An 18,182-nucleotide genomic window follows, 5' to 3' on the forward strand; every position below is an offset into this window, starting at 1 on the left:
TGCAAGCCTATTTCGTCGAGGGTCGGGACAATATCGCCGCGTGCTCATCGGCGACGGCGGAGACCACGGCGAGGAGATTCGGGTCCTCACCCCGGGCGAGGCCAGCATACTCCAGCATCAACGAGCCGTCACCGTCCTCGACCGCCTTCACCCAGATGCGTCGTCGCGGAACGAACAGCGATGTCAGCAGTCCAGCCAGGATGAGGACGGCGAACACGAGCACCCAGACCTGTGCGGGATCGTGGTGGACCTCGAGCGAGGCGTAGCGCTTGACGCCGTCGAGCGAGATGGTGCCGAGCCCGTTCGGCAGCTCGACCTTCTGGCCGGGACGGAGTTCGAGGGCCTTCGTCTTCGTGGGCGGACCCGCGAGCTGTTCCAGCCTGTCGGTGTTCAGCGAATAGACCGATTGCGGGACCCCGCTGTCGACGCCGAGGTCCCCGACGTACACATTGAGGCTGAGCACGGGATCGTCCAGACCGGGGAAGGTCGAGGTAAGGGCGCCGGCCGTGCCGCTCTCGCCGACGGTGGGGTAGAAGAAGCCGATCATCCCGACCTGCTGCCTCAGACCGTCGGGGACTTTGACCCAGCCGAGTGAGGTGAGGCGCGGGTCCTGCGCCAGGAACGGCACCGAATCGGCGAACACCACCCTGCCCTCCGGGTCTCGGACGGTGATGGTCGGGGCGTAGCCGTTCCCAAGCAGATAGACGTTCGTGCCGCCGATCGCGAGCGGCTCGTTGACCTTGATGCTGGAGGTGCCGCTCGCCTCCCCCGGCCCCGTGGTCGTGACGGTGGCCGCGTAGTCGAGCGGGGTGCCTTTGGCGTGCTCGTTCTGCGTCTCGTAGGCGACATCGAGTTTGTCGACCCTTATCGAGAACGGCTGAAGCGAGAAGTCGGAGAAGAAGCGCCCGGGGTTGAAGGAGTTGTAGGAGGGCAAGCTGTTGACGAAGCTCTGACCCTCGACCACCACCTTCTGCCCGGTGTAGCCGAAGCCGCCGCCGATGCCGACGGCGACCAGAACGCCGACGAGGGCGATGTGGAACACGAGGTTCCCGCTCTCGCGGAGATATCCGCGCTCGGCCGAGACCGACGTGGAGGTCGCATCCTGATAGAGGGCGACGCGGTAGCCGGAACGGTGGAGGATCTCGCGCGCGGAGCCGATCGGGTCCGGCCCGCCGGTGCGGAGCCCGGCCGGGAGTATCCGCACCTGGAAGCCCGCCATGCGGGTGAGCCGGACCGGTGTCCTCGGCGGCTTGGCACGCATCGCGTCGAAATGATGCTTGGTGCGCGGGATGATGCAACCGATGAGCGAAGCGAACAGCAACAAGTAGATGGCCGAGAACCAGAACGATGTGTAGACGTCGAAGAGCTGGAAGTTGTCGAGGACCGGCGCCAGCTGCGGGTTCTCGCTGAAGTACCTGGTGACGCCGTTGGGGTCGGCTCCCCGCTGCGGGAACAGGGAGCCGGGAACGGCGGCGATCGCGAGGAGCAGCAGCAGGAACAGCGCGGTGCGCATGCTCGTCAGCTGACGCCACGCCCAGCGTAGCCACCCGGTCAGTCCCAGCCGTGGCTGGACGACGTCGGGGTCCTCGCGCGGCGGCGCGACGTCGATGTGATCAGAGGGCCGGCTCAAAACCAGTGATCACCGCCAAGGACTGCGACAGGAGGGCTATCCAGAGCCCGGTTGCCATCAGAATGCCGATGACCACCAGCAGGGCGCCCCCGATGGTGTTGATGACACGAATGTGCCGTTTCAGGAACGAGACAGAACCCGCGACCCAGTCGAACCCGAGCGCCACCAGCAGGAACGGGATGCCGAGCCCGACGCAGTAGAAGAGCCCGAGCAGGGCACCACGCCAGGGCGATCCAGAATCCACGCTGAGAGCGCTGATGGCGGCGAGGGTCGGTCCGATGCACGGCGTCCAGCCGAGGCCGAACACGATGCCGAGAAGCGGAGCGCCCACGAGACCGGTGGCCGGACGCCAGGCCGGCTTGATCGTGCGCTGGAGAAACGAGAACTGGCCGATGAAGACCAGCCCCATGACGATGACGAGAACTCCCAGGAGCTGGATGATGACATCCTGCCAGCGGAACAGCCACTGCCCGAGGGCGCCGAACGCAGCGCCGTAAGCGACGAAGACCACTGCGAAGCCGAGGACGAAGAGCGAGACGCCGAGGAGCACCCGGCCGCGGTCACGTTTGGCGCCGGGGTCGCTGATCCCGCCGACGTACGCGAGATAGCCCGGCACGAGCGGAAGGACGCACGGAGAGAGGAACGACACCAGCCCCGCGAGGACAGCGATGGGCAGCGCGATGAGGAGCTGGCCGCTGAAGACGATCTGACCGATGTTCACGTCAGTTCTCGGCCACGGCATCGGAGATCAGCGAGTCCAGGATGCTGCGGTCCGGAAGACCACCCAGGATACGCGCGGCGACACGGCCCTTCTTGTCGATGACGAGCGTCGTCGGAGTGGCTTTCGGCGGAACAGCGTTGCTGAACGCGAGCAGGACGGAACCGGTGTCGCGGTCGAGCACAGAGGGGTAGGTGACGCCTTTGTCCTTTTCGAAGCTCGCGGCGGTGCTGGCGCTGTCGTACAGGTTGACACCGAGGAATTCGACGCCGTCGGAGGCGTGCTTTCGCGAGAGCGCCTCCAGGTCGGGAGCCTCCAGCCGGCACGGCGGGCATCCCGCGTACCAGAAGTTCACGACCAGCACCCTGCCCGCGTAGTCCTTCGAGGAGACGGCAGCGCCGTCGGCCAGCTTGCCCTGGAAGCGGACGGGCTCGCCGCGCTTGTCCGATGGGTACTCGCTCACGCTGCCGTCGCCGGCGATGTAGCCCTGGCCACTGCCGGAGCGGTATTGCGCGGCGAGGCTGTCGTTCGACGAGCACCCGGCAAGCAGAAGCGCTGCGACGACGGCGACAGCGGGCAGAGCACGCCTCAGGCGGGGGCGGGGGCTCATACGGCTCCCACGTCGGTCGCGGTCGAGCCGAGGCGGGCAGCGGGCTCGACGTAGGCGACCTCGACGAGACGGCCACCCGGCCCGGCCTTCGCAGAACCGGACAGGCCTTCGGCCTCGCCTTCGCCAGCCTCCACCGTGGCGCGCTCGAACGTGGTGATGCTGGACAGCGAGCAGCGGCGGTTGCGCGGGTCGTGTGAGAAGCGCGCGCCGACGACGGAGAGGTGGGCGACCCAGATCGGCAGCTGGTGGCTGACGAGGACGACATCCCCCGATTCGACCGAGTCGAACGCGTCCTCGATGGCCTCGCGTATCCGCTTCTCGATGCTCGTGTAGGGCTCGCCCCAGCTGGGTCGGAGCGGGTTGACAAGGTACGGCCAATTCACGGGCTTTCTCAGAGCGCGTCGCATCACGGTGCCCTCGAAGCGATTCGCTGGCTCGATGACGCGCTCGTCGACCGCAGGCTCCTGGCCGAACGCTGCGGCGATCGGCGCGGCGGACTCGCGCGTGCGCTGGAGGGGAGACATCCGGATGGCGGTGACGGGACGACCGCGCGAGACCAGTTCGTCGGCGGCGGTCTGCGCCATCCGGTGACCGAGTTTGGAGAGGCCGAATCCCGACAGCCTGCCGTACAGGATGCCGTCGGGGTTGAACACCTCGCCGTGACGGACGAGGTGGACCTGGCTCGCTACCACAGACCCAGTCTACGGATGCTCTTCCCTTGAATTGACTGAACATGAGGCCGAGTGCCACACGACCGGGCCGATCGCGCGAGAAAGCCGGGCGGTAGGCTTGGGGCTCGTGACCGCACGCAGTTTGATCAAAGACCTCGCCGCCCTTCCCGACGGACCCGTGAGCGTCGCCGGATGGGTCGAGACCGTCCGCGACCAGAAGAAGGTGCAGTTCGTCGTGCTGCGCGACGAGTCCGGCGCCGTCCAGCTGGTCAATCCGCGCACGATGGACGAGGACGGGACCGTCGTCGCCGATGAGCCGGCGCTCACGATCTCGGGGCTCTCGCAGGGCTCGTTCGTCCGGGCGACCGGCGAGCTCAAGCACGACGAGCGTGTCAAGCTCGGGGGCATCGAGATCAAGCTGAGCGCTCTCGAGGTGGAGACGGCGGCCATCCCGGAGACCCCGATCGCGGCGGATAGCGGCATCGACAAGCGCATGGATTGGCGCTTCCTCGACCTGCGCGAGCCGAAGCACGCCCTGATCTTCCGCGTGCAGACGACATTCGAGCATGCACTGCGGCAGTACTGGGTGGACAACGGCTTCATCGAGATCCACACGCCGAAGCTCATGGCCTCCGCCTCCGAATCGCGCGCCGAGCTCTTCGAGCTGCCGTACTTCGAGACGACGGCGTACCTCGCGCAGAGCCCGCAGATCTTCAAGCAGATGGCGCAGGCGGCCGGCTTCGGCAAGGTGTTCGAGATCGGCCCGGCCTTCCGAGCCGATCCGAGCTTCACCAGCCGCCACGCGACGGAGTTCACCAGCGTGGACACCGAGATCAGCTGGATCGAGAGCCACGAGGACGTCATGAAGGTCCACGAGGATCTCCTTGTGGCCGGGTTCACCGCCGTCAAAGAGAAGCACGGCACGGAGATCGAGGCGCTGTTCGGCGTGGAGATCACCGTGCCGGCCACACCGTTCCCGCGCATCCCGCTGGCCGAGGCCAAACGGATCGTCGCCGAGCGCGGCTACGAAGTCCCCCGGCACGACGACGACATGGACCCGGAAGGCGAGCGCCAGATCTCGGCCTACGTCAAGGAGGCGTTCGGGCACGAGTTCGTCTTCCTCACCGACTACGCAGCCAGCATCCGGCCTTACTATCACATGCGTCATTCTGAAGACCCGTCGATCACGAAAAGCTACGACCTGATCTTCAACGGCGTCGAGATCTCGACCGGCGCCCAGCGCGAGCACCGTGTGGAGACGATCGAGCGGCAGGCCCGAGAGAAGGGTCTGGCGGTGGAGGAGCTCGAAGACGTGCTCGCGTTCTTCCGCTACGGCGTCCCGCCGCACGGCGGCTTCGGGATGGGGCTCGCCCGCGTGCTGATGCTCATGCTGCACCTCTCGAACCTCCGCGAGACGACCTATCTCTTCCGCGGGCCGACGCGCCTGACCCCGTGACCCCCGCAGCGGGAAGCGTCGTCCAGCGCTCGCCCGCCACCAGGATGTGCCCGAGGAACCGCAATCCGATGGTGGCGGCCGCCTGATCGAGACGGCGGGTGAGCATCGTGTCGGCGACAGAGGCGTCCAGGACCCCCGAGGGGTGGTTGTGCGCGACGGCGAACGAACGCCCACCGCGGGTGAGCACGGCTTGAAGGATGTCGGCGGGCTGGATGCTGGTCTCGTCCACTCCCCCGTCGCGCAGCAGCACGAGTTCGATCGGACGGGCGGCGCGATCGGCGATGACCACGACGAACCGCTCGCTGTCGCAGTGAAGGAGCTCTGGCCGCACGATGTCGGCGATGGCTCCGGCATCGACGAGGCGCGTCCAGGCCGACGGAGCGCCCGCCCGGCGCCAGATCTCGATGATGGCCACGAGCCGGCCCGCGGTGGCGGGGCCGACGCCGGGGAGCGTCTCGAGCCGGGCGAAGTCCATCGTCGCGAGCCCGGGGAAACCGCCTGTGCGGCGGAGGATGGATCGTGCGAAGGCGAGGACGCTGCGACCGCTCTGCCCGGAACCGAGGACGAGTGCGAGGACTTCGTCGTCGGTGAGCGAGCCGATGCCGAGACGGCGCATCCTCTCGCGCGGGCGATCATGGTTCGGGATGTTCGCAAGCGGCACCTCCTCTTCTTCCTGCTGGGACATGACCCTCAAGCTACGGACGCTCCTCCTCAGTCATCGGCCCATCCGGCGATCTGTGGAGAAGTCCCGGCCCGGCGCGGCCTGTGGAAAGTAAAAGGCTGTCTCGAAACAAGACCCACCCCGAAGCTCCGGAACCACGCCGACGCTGGCACCGCCCTAGGTGTGCTGCTCAGGGACGTTGGTTGAGGTGTGACGCGATAGATGGGTGAGGACCTCCCGGTCGAGAGTGGGGCTGTCTAGTTTCCCTGCACTCGATGACTTAGGAGGTCCTCGTGACCCACGCTAATGCTGCTTTGACTCCTCGCGAATGCCTCCGCCTGGCCCGCCAAGTCGTCGACGACGGCTGGTCCGTTGCTGCGGCGGCGACCTACTTCCGAGTGTCCTGACGCACCGCGGACCGATGGGCTCGTCGTTACGTGGAGATGGGCGAGGCGGGAATGCTGGACCGTTCGTCACGGCCGCATCACAGCCCGAACAAGACCCCGCGAAGACTGGTCCGCAAGGTCGTGCATCTGCGGTGGAAGAAGCGGCTGGGACCAGTCGGTATCGGCGCCCAGCTCGGCATGCCCGCCTCGACCGTTCACACGGTCCTCTCCCGGTGCCGGATCAATCGGCCCAGCCACGTCGACGTCCGCACCGGCGAACCCGCCCGCCGCTACGAGCACGAGCATCCCGGATCGATGATCCACGTCGACATCAAGAAACTCGGCAACATCCCCGACGGTGGCGGCTGGCGCTACGTCGGACGTCTCCAGGGAGAGCGGAACAAGGCCATCACCGCGAAGCGGACCGGGAAACACGGGATCACCGGCGACATGATCACCGGCACAGCGTTCGTTCATACCGTCATCGACGATCACTCCCGTGTCGCTTACGCCGAGATCCACGACGACGAAACCGCCGCCACTGCAATCGCTGTTCTGCGTCGAGCGGTCGGCTGGTTCGCCAGCCGTGGCGTCACCGTCGAACAGGTGCTCTCCGACAACGGCTCCGCATACCGCTCATACGCCTGGCGCGACGCTTGCGCCGAGCTCAGCATCCAACCGAAACGCACCCGGCCCTACCATCCGCAGACGAACGGCAAGATCGAACGCTTCCACCGCACCCTCGCCGACGGCTGGGCATACGCCCGGCACTACAACTCCGAATCAGCCCGCCGCAACGCACTCCCGGCCTGGCTGCACTCCTACAATCACCACAGGCCCCACACCGCCATCGGCAGCCAGCCACCCATCAGCAGAATTGACCACCGTCCCTGAGAAACACACCTAGTCCCGCGCCGGGATGACCGTGAGGTGGTCGCCACCCGGCTCAAGGTCCACCCGGACCATGTCTCCGTCGCGCACCTCCCCGGCCAGCAAAGCGGTCGCGAGCCGGTCGTCGATCTCCCGCTGCATCAGCCGGCGCAGCGGACGAGCCCCGTAGATCGGGTCATAGCCACGCTCGGCGAGCCAGCGGCGCGCGTCCGGCGTGACCGCCAGCTCTAGCCGCCGCTCAGCCAGCCGGGCGACGAGCCGGTCGATGCCGAGCTCCACGATCTCGCCGAGATCCTCCTGCGTGAGGGTGGAGAACACGACGATGTCGTCGAGACGGTTCACGAACTCCGGCTTGAACGCCTGCCGGACGGCCTGCAACACCGCTTCCTCGCGCTCGGTCGCGTTCAGGACCGGGTCGACCAGGAACGGACTGCCCAGGTTCGAGGTCAGGATCAGGATGGTGTTGCGGAAGTCCACCGTGCGCCCCTGCCCGTCGGTGAGGCGGCCGTCGTCCAGCACTTGCAGGAGGACGTCGAACACCTCCGGGTGCGCCTTCTCCACCTCGTCCAGGAGGATCACCGAGTACGGGCGCCGCCGCACAGCCTCGGTCAGCTGGCCGCCCTGCTCGTAGCCGACGTATCCGGGAGGGGCGCCGACCAGCCGCGAGACCGAGAACTTCTCCCCATACTCGCTCATGTCGATACGGATCATCGCCTTCTCGTCGTCGAACAGGAAGGCGGCGAGCGCTTTGGCCAGCTCCGTCTTGCCGACGCCCGTCGGGCCGAGGAAGAGGAACGACCCCGTGGGCCGGTCCGGGTCCGAGATGCCGGCGCGGGTTCGGCGCACAGCGTCGGCCACCGCCTGCACCGCCGGTCGCTGTCCGACGATCCTCCGGCCGAGCTCGCTCTCCAGGTGCAGCAGCCTCTCGGTCTCGCCCTGCGTCAGCCGGGAGACGGGGATGCCGGTCCAGGCCGCCACCACGGCCGCGATGTCCTCGGCCGCGACCTGCTCGTTGACCATCCGCGGGTGGCTGTGCTCGGCCCGCTCGGCCTCCGCCAGCTCCCGCTCGATGTTCGGGATGGTCTCGTACTCGATGCGGGACGCCTCCTGGTAGCGGCCGTCGCGCAGCGCGAGGTCGCGGGCCGTCTTGGCCTCGTCCAGCTGGCTGCGCAGCTCGCCGACGCGGGTGAGCGCCGCCTTCTCGGACCGCCAGCGCTCCTGAAGCTCCGTCAGCTCGCGCTCCTGCTCGCCCAGCCGCTGCCGCAGCTGGTCGAGGCGTTCCTTGCTGGCGGCGTCCTTCTCCTTCTTGAGCGCGAACTCCTCCAGCTTCATCCGCTCGACCTGCCGCTGAAGCGTGTCGATCTCGACCGGCGCAGAGTCGATCTCCATCTTCAGCCGGCTGGCGGCCTCGTCGATCAGGTCGATCGCCTTGTCCGGCAGCTGGCGAGCGGTGATGTAGCGATTGGAGAGGGAGGCCGCGGCCACCAGCGCCGAGTCCTCGATGGTCACGCCGTGGTGGGCTTCGTAGCGCCCCTTGAGCCCGCGCAGGATGGCGACCGTGTCCTCCACGCTCGGCTCACCCACGTACACCTGCTGGAAGCGGCGCTCGAGGGCGGCGTCCTTCTCGATGAACTCGCGGTACTCGTCCAGCGTCGTCGCCCCGATGAGCCGCAGCTCGCCGCGCGCCAGCATCGGCTTCAGCATGTTCGACGCCGCGACGGACCCCTCACCGCCGCCCGCGCCCATGAGGATGTGCAGTTCGTCCACGAAGGTGATGATCCGGCCCTCGGCGTCGTCGACCTCCTTGAGCACGGCCTTCAGCCGCTCCTCGAACTGACCGCGGTACATGGCCCCGGCCACCAGCGCCGAGAGGTCGAGCGAGACCAGTTGTTTGTCTTTCAGCGAGTCGGCGACATCCCCCGCGACGATGCGCTGGGCCAGGCCTTCCACCACGGCGGTCTTGCCGACGCCGGGCTCGCCGATGAGCACCGGGTTGTTCTTGGTGCGTCGCGTGAGCACCTGGCTCACACGACGGATCTCGGCGTCTCGTCCGATCACCGGGTCGAGTTTGCCGCTCTTGGCGATCTCGGTGAGGTTCACGCCGTACTGTTCAAGAGCGCTTGTGGCCTCCTCCTGGGTGGAAGGGGCGCCCTGCAGGTTCGCCATACTCCTCGATCCTTTCCGCCTGACGACAAAGTTGAGTCTATTATGCTCAACTTTGGATCGGGGAGGGGCTTTCCGGGGTTGTGACCGATTTCTCGCGCAGCGCCAGACGAGCCGCGAGCCACGCAAGGGGCGCGGCCACCAGGACGGCGAACAGGACTAAGAACACGGCGGCGGCGCTCTCGCCCAGCATCATGACCACGCTCACAACGATCGCAATCGCGATCGCGCTGCCTCCCGCCGCCGCGGCCGGGGGCTGCGTGGCCGTTCTCCGGGTCAGGATCACGGCGGCGACAGCGCCCACCGCCGCGACAGCCGCCACCGCCCCGCCGATGAAAGCGCACGGAACGAGGAAGCCCACGATCGTGAGCGGCGTCTGCCGGGCCTGCCACTCCGACCGGGTCATTAAGAGGAGCACGGCGCCGACCAGGGCGCCCATTCCAGCCCCCGCGGGCACGGCGAGGCCGGCCGCCACCCAAAGCCGCCGCAGCCGCAGTCCAAAATCGCCCACGGTCTCTCACCGTACTCTGGCAGCGGTGCGCATCGTCCTCCTGGACAGCGCGACGGCCGCCGCGCTGTCTCAGATCCTCCCGCTGCTCCTGCTCACCCTGATGGTCGAGTTCCGGCGCGTAGAGCTGCACAAACGCGGGAGGAGCGTGCGCACGACGAGGACCTTGCTCGGCGTTTTCTTCCTCGTGTTCGGTACCTTCGAGACGGCGTTCGTCCTGTCGATCGACGGCGAACTCATCCCGTTCGCGTGGAGCGACCTGCTCGCCGCGCTCACGATCTTCGGACTGATCGCCGTGCTGTTCGCGCTCTCACTGCTCGAGCCGCCCGGCGCGAAGCAGCGAGACCGCGAGAAGGACGACGGCCTCCTCTGACCGCCCGCTACCGGCGCACCACGCGGATCGGCCCGGTCTCATCCACGAGGTCCGCGGGGAGGCGGCCCGGTCCGCGGACACACAGCTGTTAGGCGGCGAGGAGCAGCGCGATCCACACGACTCCGACGACGAGCGCGATGCGGGTGTCCTCGAACCAGCCGAGGACGCCGATCACGAAGACGAGGAAGGCGAGGGTCGCGATGCTCGCTGCGGGCCAGAGCGGGACGGGGAACTCCGAGGGCAGCATCCCCTCACGCCGGATGCGTTGCTTCATGCGCAGGTGGGCGAGCAGGATCATCAGCCACACCCACACCGTCGCGAAGGTCGCCACGGAAGCGATCACGAGGAAGACGCTCTCGGGGATCACCGCGTTCAGCACCACGCCCAGGAGCAGCGCGCAGGCCATCACCGCGACCGTCAGCCACGGGACGCCGTTGCGGGTGACACGACCGAACGCGCGCGGGGCGTGGCCCTGCGCGGCGAGGCCGAACATCATCCGGCCCGCGCCGAAGATGTCCGAGTTGATCGCCGAGAGCGCCGCGGTGATGACGACGGCGTTCAGGATGGACGGGGCCGCCGGGATGCCGAGCCCCTCGAAGATCATCACGAACGGGCTCTGCGCCCCGTCGATCGTGTTCCAGGGAACCAGCATCATGATCACCGCGAGGGTCAGCACGTAAAAAAGCAGGATGCGGACGGGGACCGAGTTGATCGCGCGCGGCAGCACCTTCTTGGGCTCCGCCGCCTCGCCCGCGGTGATGCCGATCACCTCGATGCCGCCGAAGGCGAACATCACCACGGCGAACGAGGCGATCACACCGCCGATCCTGTTCGGCGCAAAGCCGCCGGTCGCCGGGTCGGCCAGATTGCCCGGCCCCGCGTCGTTCGCACCGGCGAAGCCGAACACGATGATCACGACGCCGACGACGATCATCGCCACGATCGCGCTCACTTTGATGACCGAGAACCAGAACTCCAGCTCCCCGAACACCTTCACGCTCAGCAGGTTGAGCGCACCGATGAAGAAGACGATCGCCAGCACCCAGATCCACCGCGGGACGTCCGGGAACCAGAACGACATGTAGATCCCGAAGGCCGTGACGTCGGCCAGTGCGACCACGATCATCTCGAACGCATACGTCCACCCGGTGACGAACCCCGCCCGGGGACCGAGATACTTCGACGCGTACTGACCGAACGAACCGGAGACGGGGTGCCGCACCGCCCTCTCTCCGAGCGCTCGCATCACCATGAAGACGGCCGCACCGCCCACGATGTAGGCGATGAGCACGGCGGGACCCGCCTTCTGGATCGCCGAGGACGATCCGTAGAAGAGCCCGGTGCCGATGGCGGAGCCGAGCGCCATGAAGCGGATGTGGCGGGCGCTGAGGCCGCGGGAGAGGGCGGATGCGGCGGCCGCGGGCAGCGCCCTCCCCGCCGCGCCTGCGCCGGTTGCGGCGTCAGGCGCCGGCCTCTCCGTCTCGTTCCCGGTCGCGGGGGTGTGCTGCTCCATCGCTGCTCCATCTCCTGCGGACACCTCGCCGCATCCCGCCACTCAACCGGCTCGCCGCGAACATATCTACCGGTATGCATTTTTGCCCGTCTGGTATCCCAGACGCCAAGGCCGGTCGCCGAAGGACGCGCCGACTCCCGCGCGAACGTCCTCCGGGTTCCCGCGCCGAGCCGCGCGATGCGCTGTTCGAGTTCGTCGCGGACCCGAGCGGCGCCGAGACGACCAAGTCCCGCTCCGGCGGGGGTGATCGTGACATCCGCCGCCCGGGCGCCTTCGACGCTCGGGACGCGCGCGACGAAACCGCGCGACCGTCGACTCGTCGAGACCGAGCACGCCGGGACAGTCTTCCTGCCCCGCTGTCGCCCGCAGCGGAGGAGAGCGGAGGAGTTTCCTCCGACATCCTCCCTTTCCCGGCATCCGCCCCCATCCCATCCATCCCATCCATCCCCGTCCCGCCGGAAAAGGAGGAGATAGCAGCCAGAAAGGGGCGTCAACGCAGGAAACGGAGGAGATTCGGGAGGATGTCGGCCGAATCTCCTCCGCTTCCGGCGGGGCGAGACAGGGGCGGGGCGGTCCACAACCGCCACAGGCGGCAGGGATGTCAGGGTCTCCGGCTCAACTGCTTCAACCGCTCGTTGTAGGCGCGGAGCTCCGCATCCCCGTCGCGCTCCGCCTGCCGATCGAGGCGGCGGGCGGTCCTTTCGTCCGAGCGCATCCACTGGACGCTGACGAGCAGGGCCACCAGCACCATCGGCAGTTCGGAGGCGCCCCAGGCGACACCGCCGCCGACGTGCTGGTCGGCGAGCAGCGCGGCCGTGCCGGTCTGCCCGAGCGCGTGCCACCAGTCGGCCGCGAGCACCGTCCGGCTCTGCATGACCGCGACCCCGAAGAACGCGTGGAAGGCCAGCGTCGCCAGCATGACGATGAACAGGATCGGATAGGCCGGCCGCGGCGGCCCGGGATCGATGCCGACGAACACCCAGAAGAACAGGTATCCGCTCAGCAGGAAGTGGACGCACATCAGCACATGCCACTCGTGGCTGAACATCGCCGATTGGAAGGCGGGGGTGAAGTAGAACACGACCAGGCTGCCGGCGAAGACCGCACCCGCGACGGCGGGGCGGCTCAGGAAGCGCAGGTAGCCCGAGTGCGTGAAGAGCAGCAGCCACTCCCGGATGCCGCGGCTCCCGTCCTGCCGGGCGGGCAGCACGCGCAAAGCGAGCAGCACGGGTCCGCCGAGCACGAACAGTGGGGGCGCGATCATCATGAGCCCCATGTGCTGCACCATGTGGGTGCTGAAATGCACTAGCCCGTACACCGCTGCGCCGCCGCTGGTCAGCCAGACGAGGGCAAGGCATCCCGCGAGCCAGGCGACCAGGCGGCGCACCGGCCAGCGATCGCCGCGCCGGCGCAGCCGCACGAACGCCCAAACGTACAGCCCGGCGAGGGTAGCGGCGAGTGCGAGCCAGACCCAGTCGAGGTGGAAGACGGTGAACATCCTGGCCATGGTCACCGGGGGCGGGTAGTGGAAGCCCAGCAGTCCTTCCTGCGCCTCGGCGCCCGTCAGCGGCTGCTGGGAGACAGGCGGCGCGCTGCGCGAGAGACCGACGGAGACGCCGATCGCCACGGCCATGAACAGCACTTCGGCGGGGGCGAAGCGTACGAACGCGCGCCGATCGCCGGGGTCGCGGCGCAGCCGCGGGATGACCCGCCTGCGCTGCGCTGCGCCCGCGCACCCGAGCAGCACCAGGATCGTCGCCTTGAGCACGATGAGGAGCCCATAGGGCTGAAGCAGATCGGCGGGCGACCCCAGGCGCAGGGAGGCGTTCACGACACCCGAGAAGGCGACCGCGCCGAAGGCCCAGCCCGCCATCGTCGAGTAGCGGCCAACCGCTGCGGCGAAGCCTTTCTTCATGGTCGAACGCATCGCGAGCAGCGCGAACAGGCCGCCGACCCAGACCGTCACGCCGATGAGATGCACGGCCAGGCTGTTCACCGCGTTCGCGTGCTCGAACGACCCGGCCGCGTGGCCGGAGAGGGCGAGGGGCAGCAGCGCGAAGAGGGCGAAACCAGCAGCGAAACCAACCGTCGTGAGCCGCCGGGCGAGCAGAGCGAGCACCGCGGTCACGAGGACGCAGACGGCCGAGACCACGAGCGACTGCCCCAGCTCGACACCGAAGAGGAACGTTCCAAGCGTCGGCCAGAACAGCGGGTCGCGCGGCTGAACCCCCGATACGCTCACACCGGTCAGGACCAGCACCGTCACGGCGGCGGCGAACCACACCGCGGCCGCCCATCCCGCCCACCGTGCGGCACGCGACTGCGCCCAGCCGAGCATTCCCGGCCGTTTCAGCTGCCCGGGGGCGAAGAACGCAGCGACCACCAAGAAGCCGATCGCGACCGTCGCCGCGAGATCGTGAACCGTGCGGGCGATGGGGATGCCATAGGTGACCACATCGCCCGGGTCCTGAAGGGCGGTACCCGTGAGGAAGGCTCCCGAGAACACCATCGCCAGCAGAGCGCCCGCCACCGCCAGAGGCACACACAGGATGAGGAGCGCAGCGATCGCGCCGCCCCCGGCCGACGGGAGCGGCGGCGAAACCGGCTCCGTCGAGGAGCCGGAGGCCGGCGAGCTCACGCCGAGTCCCCCGCGTCGTCGTCGGGCGCAGCCGCCGGGCGGCGGCGTGCGACGAGCAGCACGATCGCGATGCCGGCCGCGGCGAGCGCGAGTATCCCCACCGCGACGCCGACGACGATCGCGGTGGAGTCGCCCGGCGGCTCCGCCTCGGTCCGCCGTTCCGAATCCCGCCGCCCCGACCCCTGCTGTCCCGCCAGCGGGGTCGGGCTGGACGACGCGAGGATCGCGCCCACACCGCAGGCCGGCCGCTCGGCCGACCCCGCCGCCGCGGCGAAGCCGGCAGGCGCCTGGAACCGGAACTGGATGGAACTCGACACCGTGTGGCCGTCGGCCGAGACGATCTGCCACTCCACCGTGTAAGTCCCGTCGCCGCCGAGGGCGACCGGGACGGTCACGGTGCGGTCCCGGATGCTCGAGCATCCCGTCTCGAAGTGCCGCCCCGCCGCGTCGGTCACCTGGACGAGGGCAGAGGAGCCGTCCCCGGTGAGGTCCAGCACGCGGTCGTTGAACGTGAGGCTCACGTCCGGGAGAGCCTGGGCCTGAACCGATCCCGCCGCGGGAGAGCTCTCCACGAGATAATCGTGGGCGCTCGCGGTGGCAGCGGGCGCGAGCGCTATCGCCACGGCCGCCACGACGCCCGCGGCCACGCAGACCCGTCGCGCGGTCACGACCGCGGACCCGTCGAGCGCCGGGTCGCGGCAAACACGGCGACGACGAGGGCGATCGCGCCGAGGGCGAGCCCGCCGATCCCGAGGCCGATCGCGACAGCGTCGCCGCTCATCGAACCGGCACCCGCCGAGGACCCGGCCGGGGCGGCCACGACACTCGGGACAGCGTCGTCGTCGGCTGCGGGCGGCGCATCGGCGATGTACACGGTCGGAGCCGGGCGCTCGGGCTCGCGGCCAGAGGCGGGCGTCTTCTGGTCCCAGTCCACGACGGTGCCATCAGAGTAGTACTGGCGGGTCGGCAGCGGGATGCTGCCGGTGTCCGGCATCGCACCGGCGGAGATCGTGAACTCCTGGAACTGGCCCGGCTCGATCCGCACACCCGGTTCGGCCGTCCAGGTGATTCTGACCGGAGCTTCGGTGATGGTGCCCTCGCCGGTCTTGACCGGTTTGGCGAGCTTCTCCGTGGTGACCGAGGCCGTCCAGCCGGGGACGGGCTTGTACGAAACGGACCCGAATGGCGTAGCCGTCGGAAGATCCACTTCCAGCTTGACCGTTCCAGCCGTGGCCGACTCGGTGGGGACTGTGAAGGTGAGGGTGGCGTAGCTGCCGACGCTGGCCCGATCGGGATCGACGTGTACGTGGGCGCTGGCCGCGAGCGGGACGGCGAGGGCGAGGGCGATCGCGGCGACCGAGGCTCCGGCGGCGGAGACGAGAAGGCGGGTAGATTTCACGGCAATTGTTATCCTTGTCTGGGATGGCTGACGCCCTCCCGCGGGTACGCAGAAGCGCCCAGGACACGGGAGGAGGGATGACGTCTCCCGGACGGACGGACGCGCGGCTCAGCCGACCGGGACAGCCCGCTACGGCGGACCGCGATGCCGCATCCCGCCCAGCACAGCCCGGGGAGAGGGGAGCGTGAGGGGCACGGGCTCCACACGCCCGCGGCTCGTCCCCGCCGCGGTGGGGCACGGACCCGCGACGCGGTCGAAGAAGCGGCGCAGCCGGTACGAGGCGAACCCGCAGACGGCCCAGAAGGTGTGCTCGCCGTGCCGCAGGACGACGATCGTCAGCGCAGCGGCTGCGATATGAGCAAGCCACATCGCCCAGCCCTCCACGACGAGAGCGGGGTCGGTCGCGGCTCCGGGGAGCAGCGTCAGGTGCATCCCGGCGTGAAAGTGCCCGCCCGCCGGCATTCCGCTGAACGATTCGGACGGGCTGAGCGAGAACAGCGCGTGGAAGAGGAACTGGCTGAGCAGCACGGAAAGAGCGAGCCGCCACAGCGCGAGCCGCTTGCCGGCGAGCGCGATGCAGGCGAGGGAGGAGAACGTGAGGCTGAGCGTCAGAGCGACGGCGCTCGGCGCCTGCCCGCCGCCCGCCACATGGAACAGCGCGGCGACGAGGGTCGCGACCCCGGCGGCGGCGAAGCCGCGGACGACCCGGGCTCCGCGCGAACTCATGGCTTCGAGTCTACTCGGGGTCCTGAACGGCTCGCGGTTGAGCCGGCCGGAAGCCGCTCCTGCCCGGCCACAGCGCGGCTAGGGTGAGACCATGCCGGAAGACCCGACGCCACCGTCTGCGCGCCACGCGGTCGCCGCGACGAGCATCGGCGAGCTGACCCTCACCGCCCGGGGCGATGCTCTGACGGGCGTCTACTTTCCCGGCCACTGGCATCCCGCCACAGCCGAGCGTCTGGGCGATGCCGTCGCTCTCGACGGCGACCCGGCTCTCTCGAGGGCCGCCGTCGAGTTGCGCGAGTATCTGGCCGGTGAGCGGACGGCGTTCGACCTCCACATCCAGCCCATCGGCGACGAGTTCCAGCTGCGCGTGTGGGCGTGCATCGAGCGCATCCCCTACGGATCGACCACCACCTACGCCGCCATCGCCGACGAGCTCGGCGACCGCCGCCAGGCCCAGCGGGTCGGAACCGCGGTCGGCCGGAATCCACTGTCGATCGTGATCGGCTGCCACCGCGTGCTGGGGAGCGACGGGAGACTGCACGGCTATGCGGGCGGGCTGGAGCGGAAGGCGCTGCTGCTGGAGCTGGAACGCGGCGGACCGGCGGACGACCAGCTGTTCTGACACGCTCCGGGCCGGGCTATCGCTTCCACGACGCGGTCACCGTGAACTTCGCGTTCCGCGCCACCTGCCGCGTCCGCCCCACCGCGCGCTCGAGCGCCGGCCGGTAGCCCAGGTGCGAGTTCCACACTGTCCACAGCTCGCCTCCGGGGGCGAGCACACGCCCCGCCTCCGCGAACATCCGGTGCGCGATCCCCGTGTGGACCGCAGCGCCGATGTGGAAGGGCGGGTTGAGCACGATGAGATCGGCCGACGCCTCCGCGCGGGTCGCGAGGCCGTCGTCGCGGATCGCAGAGACACGGCCGGCGACGCCGTTGGCCGCGGCGGTCGCACGCGCGGAGGCGACGGCGGCGGCGGACTGGTCGGAGCCCACGACGATCAGCTCCGGCCGTCGCACGGCGAGCCAGGAGGCGAGCACACCGGTCCCGCAGCCGAGGTCGATCGCTGTCCGAGCGCCGGGGACGGCGGCTTCCAGCGTCGAGAGCAGGAAACGCGTGCCGATGTCCACGCCCGTGCCCGCGAAAGCGGCGCCGTGGGCGCACACCCACAGACCGGTCTCCCGGTCGAGAGCGCGCTCCGGCCAGCGGTCCAGCGCGGTCGCGGCGGCGGGATGCGGCTCCGCGACGGTGAGGACGCGCGCCTTCTGCCGCGCGAGCGAAGCGCGGACCTCGCCGAACACCTCCGCGAAGACGGCGTTCATAGCGGGCGTCATGCGCTTGAGCATGCCGCCCGCGTACTCGGCGACAGCGGGGTGCGCATGCTCGGCGATCAGGGCGGCGGTCTCGGCGAGGGCGTCCAGGCTCCGCGGCAGGCGCAGCAGCACCGCCCGCGCGCCGGCGAGGAGGGAAGCGTCGAGGGCGTGGTGCTCGTAGGTCCCCGCGAGGCCCAGCTCCGCGGCGTTCCGGTCCAGAGCGCGTTCAGCGGTCAGCGGGTCCTGGTGGACGCGGATGCCGCGGGCGCCGAGGGAGGCCGCCGCCAGGGTGAGCGCTCCATAGGGGTCGCCGATGACGACCAGGCCCGGCCGGAGCACAGCTTCACCGGCGGTGTCCGCCAGCAGCCGGTCGGCGGCGTCCGCCGCGAACAGAGTGGGCGCCTCCACATCGGGCAACCGCCGCAGGCGCTCATACGGGAACACCGGCCCCGTCAACCGGACCGACCCAGCCAGCTCAGCCGCGAGACCGGCCCGATGATCGCGAACGCTCGCCCGACGACATCCGAGT

Annotated in this window: 15 protein-coding genes and 2 pseudogenes; 4 read left to right on the top strand and 13 right to left on the bottom strand. The window is 69.2% G+C overall.

The window, feature by feature from the left end; translation table 11 throughout:
• Positions 1–7: 7 nt before the first annotated feature.
• From resB to O159_RS11900, 4 genes are read right to left on the bottom strand one after another with little or no spacing between them, the layout of a single operon-like run.
• A complete protein-coding gene (gene resB / locus O159_RS11885) occupies positions 8–1,630 on the bottom strand; it encodes a cytochrome c biogenesis protein ResB (protein WP_021756020.1) in 1,623 nt (540 codons plus the stop codon).
• Positions 1,614–2,372 carry a cytochrome c biogenesis CcdA family protein gene (locus tag O159_RS11890; RefSeq protein ID WP_043993768.1) on the bottom strand — a complete coding sequence of 253 codons (759 nt, stop codon included), beginning with the start codon at positions 2,370–2,372 and terminating at the stop codon, positions 1,614–1,616. The genes resB and O159_RS11890 overlap by 17 nt, the downstream gene beginning before the upstream one ends.
• Positions 2,353–2,958 (bottom strand): TlpA disulfide reductase family protein, encoded by a 606-nt coding sequence (locus O159_RS11895; protein ID WP_021756022.1) that lies wholly within the window; start codon positions 2,956–2,958, stop codon positions 2,353–2,355. The genes O159_RS11890 and O159_RS11895 overlap by 20 nt, the downstream gene beginning before the upstream one ends.
• Complete coding sequence (locus O159_RS11900) at positions 2,955–3,650, bottom strand: histidine phosphatase family protein (RefSeq protein WP_021756023.1); 696 nt, start codon at positions 3,648–3,650, stop codon at positions 2,955–2,957. Before O159_RS11900 ends, O159_RS11895 begins: the two co-directional genes overlap by 4 nt.
• 106 nt (positions 3,651–3,756) lie before the next feature.
• Here O159_RS11900 and aspS point away from each other — a divergent pair, with 106 nt between their 5' ends.
• Positions 3,757–5,085: an aspartate--tRNA(Asn) ligase gene (gene aspS / locus O159_RS11905; protein WP_043993769.1), complete on the top strand. Its 1,329-nt coding sequence runs from the start codon at positions 3,757–3,759 to the stop codon at positions 5,083–5,085.
• Here aspS and O159_RS11910 read toward each other — a convergent pair.
• Complete coding sequence (locus O159_RS11910) at positions 5,015–5,770, bottom strand: JAB domain-containing protein (protein ID WP_021756025.1); 756 nt, start codon at positions 5,768–5,770, stop codon at positions 5,015–5,017. The genes aspS and O159_RS11910 overlap by 71 nt on opposite strands.
• 269 nt (positions 5,771–6,039) lie before the next feature.
• Between O159_RS11910 and O159_RS11915 the strand changes: the two are divergent.
• Positions 6,040–7,026, top strand: a pseudogene (locus O159_RS11915) (IS481 family transposase).
• 9 nt (positions 7,027–7,035) lie between these two features.
• Here the strand turns inward: O159_RS11915 and O159_RS11920 are convergent.
• Both O159_RS11920 and O159_RS11925 read right to left on the bottom strand, forming a co-directional pair.
• The gene (locus O159_RS11920) at positions 7,036–9,189 is read right to left on the bottom strand and encodes an ATP-dependent Clp protease ATP-binding subunit (protein ID WP_021756028.1); all 2,154 of its coding nucleotides are present in this window, start codon (positions 9,187–9,189) and stop codon (positions 7,036–7,038) included.
• A gap of 46 nt (positions 9,190–9,235) precedes the next feature.
• Positions 9,236–9,697, bottom strand: coding sequence for a hypothetical protein (locus tag O159_RS11925; RefSeq protein WP_021756029.1), 462 nt, complete (start codon positions 9,695–9,697; stop codon positions 9,236–9,238).
• A 25-nt stretch (positions 9,698–9,722) separates the two neighbouring features.
• Here O159_RS11925 and O159_RS11930 point away from each other — a divergent pair, with 25 nt between their 5' ends.
• Positions 9,723–10,067 (top strand): hypothetical protein, encoded by a 345-nt coding sequence (locus O159_RS11930; RefSeq protein WP_021756030.1) that lies wholly within the window; start codon positions 9,723–9,725, stop codon positions 10,065–10,067.
• Positions 10,068–10,074: 7 nt separating this feature from the next.
• Here the strand turns inward: O159_RS11930 and O159_RS11935 are convergent.
• The 5 genes and pseudogenes from O159_RS11935 to O159_RS11955 form a co-directional block, all read right to left on the bottom strand.
• A pseudogene (locus O159_RS11935) lies at positions 10,075–11,580 on the bottom strand (amino acid permease).
• Positions 11,581–12,181: 601 nt separating this feature from the next.
• On the bottom strand, positions 12,182–14,218 hold the full coding sequence (locus O159_RS11940) for a cytochrome c oxidase assembly protein (RefSeq protein ID WP_021756032.1): 2,037 nt from the start codon (positions 14,216–14,218) through the stop codon (positions 12,182–12,184).
• Positions 14,215–14,886 (bottom strand): copper resistance CopC family protein, encoded by a 672-nt coding sequence (locus O159_RS11945; protein WP_043993771.1) that lies wholly within the window; start codon positions 14,884–14,886, stop codon positions 14,215–14,217. The genes O159_RS11940 and O159_RS11945 overlap by 4 nt, the downstream gene beginning before the upstream one ends.
• Complete coding sequence (locus O159_RS11950) at positions 14,883–15,617, bottom strand: YcnI family copper-binding membrane protein (protein ID WP_021756034.1); 735 nt, start codon at positions 15,615–15,617, stop codon at positions 14,883–14,885. The genes O159_RS11945 and O159_RS11950 overlap by 4 nt, the downstream gene beginning before the upstream one ends.
• Positions 15,618–15,746: 129 nt before the next feature.
• Positions 15,747–16,343, bottom strand: coding sequence for a hypothetical protein (locus tag O159_RS11955; RefSeq protein ID WP_021756035.1), 597 nt, complete (start codon positions 16,341–16,343; stop codon positions 15,747–15,749).
• A 91-nt stretch (positions 16,344–16,434) separates the two neighbouring features.
• Here O159_RS11955 and O159_RS11960 point away from each other — a divergent pair, with 91 nt between their 5' ends.
• Positions 16,435–16,965 (top strand): methylated-DNA--[protein]-cysteine S-methyltransferase, encoded by a 531-nt coding sequence (locus O159_RS11960; protein WP_021756036.1) that lies wholly within the window; start codon positions 16,435–16,437, stop codon positions 16,963–16,965.
• 16 nt (positions 16,966–16,981) lie between these two features.
• On the opposite strand, the gene O159_RS15120 is transcribed toward O159_RS11960, so the two are convergent.
• The gene (locus O159_RS15120; RefSeq protein WP_043993773.1) at positions 16,982–18,109 is read right to left on the bottom strand and encodes a class I SAM-dependent methyltransferase; all 1,128 of its coding nucleotides are present in this window, start codon (positions 18,107–18,109) and stop codon (positions 16,982–16,984) included.
• Between the last annotated feature and the right edge of the window lie 73 nt (positions 18,110–18,182).

The sequence above is a fragment of the Leifsonia xyli subsp. cynodontis DSM 46306 genome, from assembly GCF_000470775.1.
GTDB classification, from domain to species: Bacteria; Actinomycetota; Actinomycetes; order Actinomycetales; family Microbacteriaceae; genus Leifsonia; species Leifsonia cynodontis.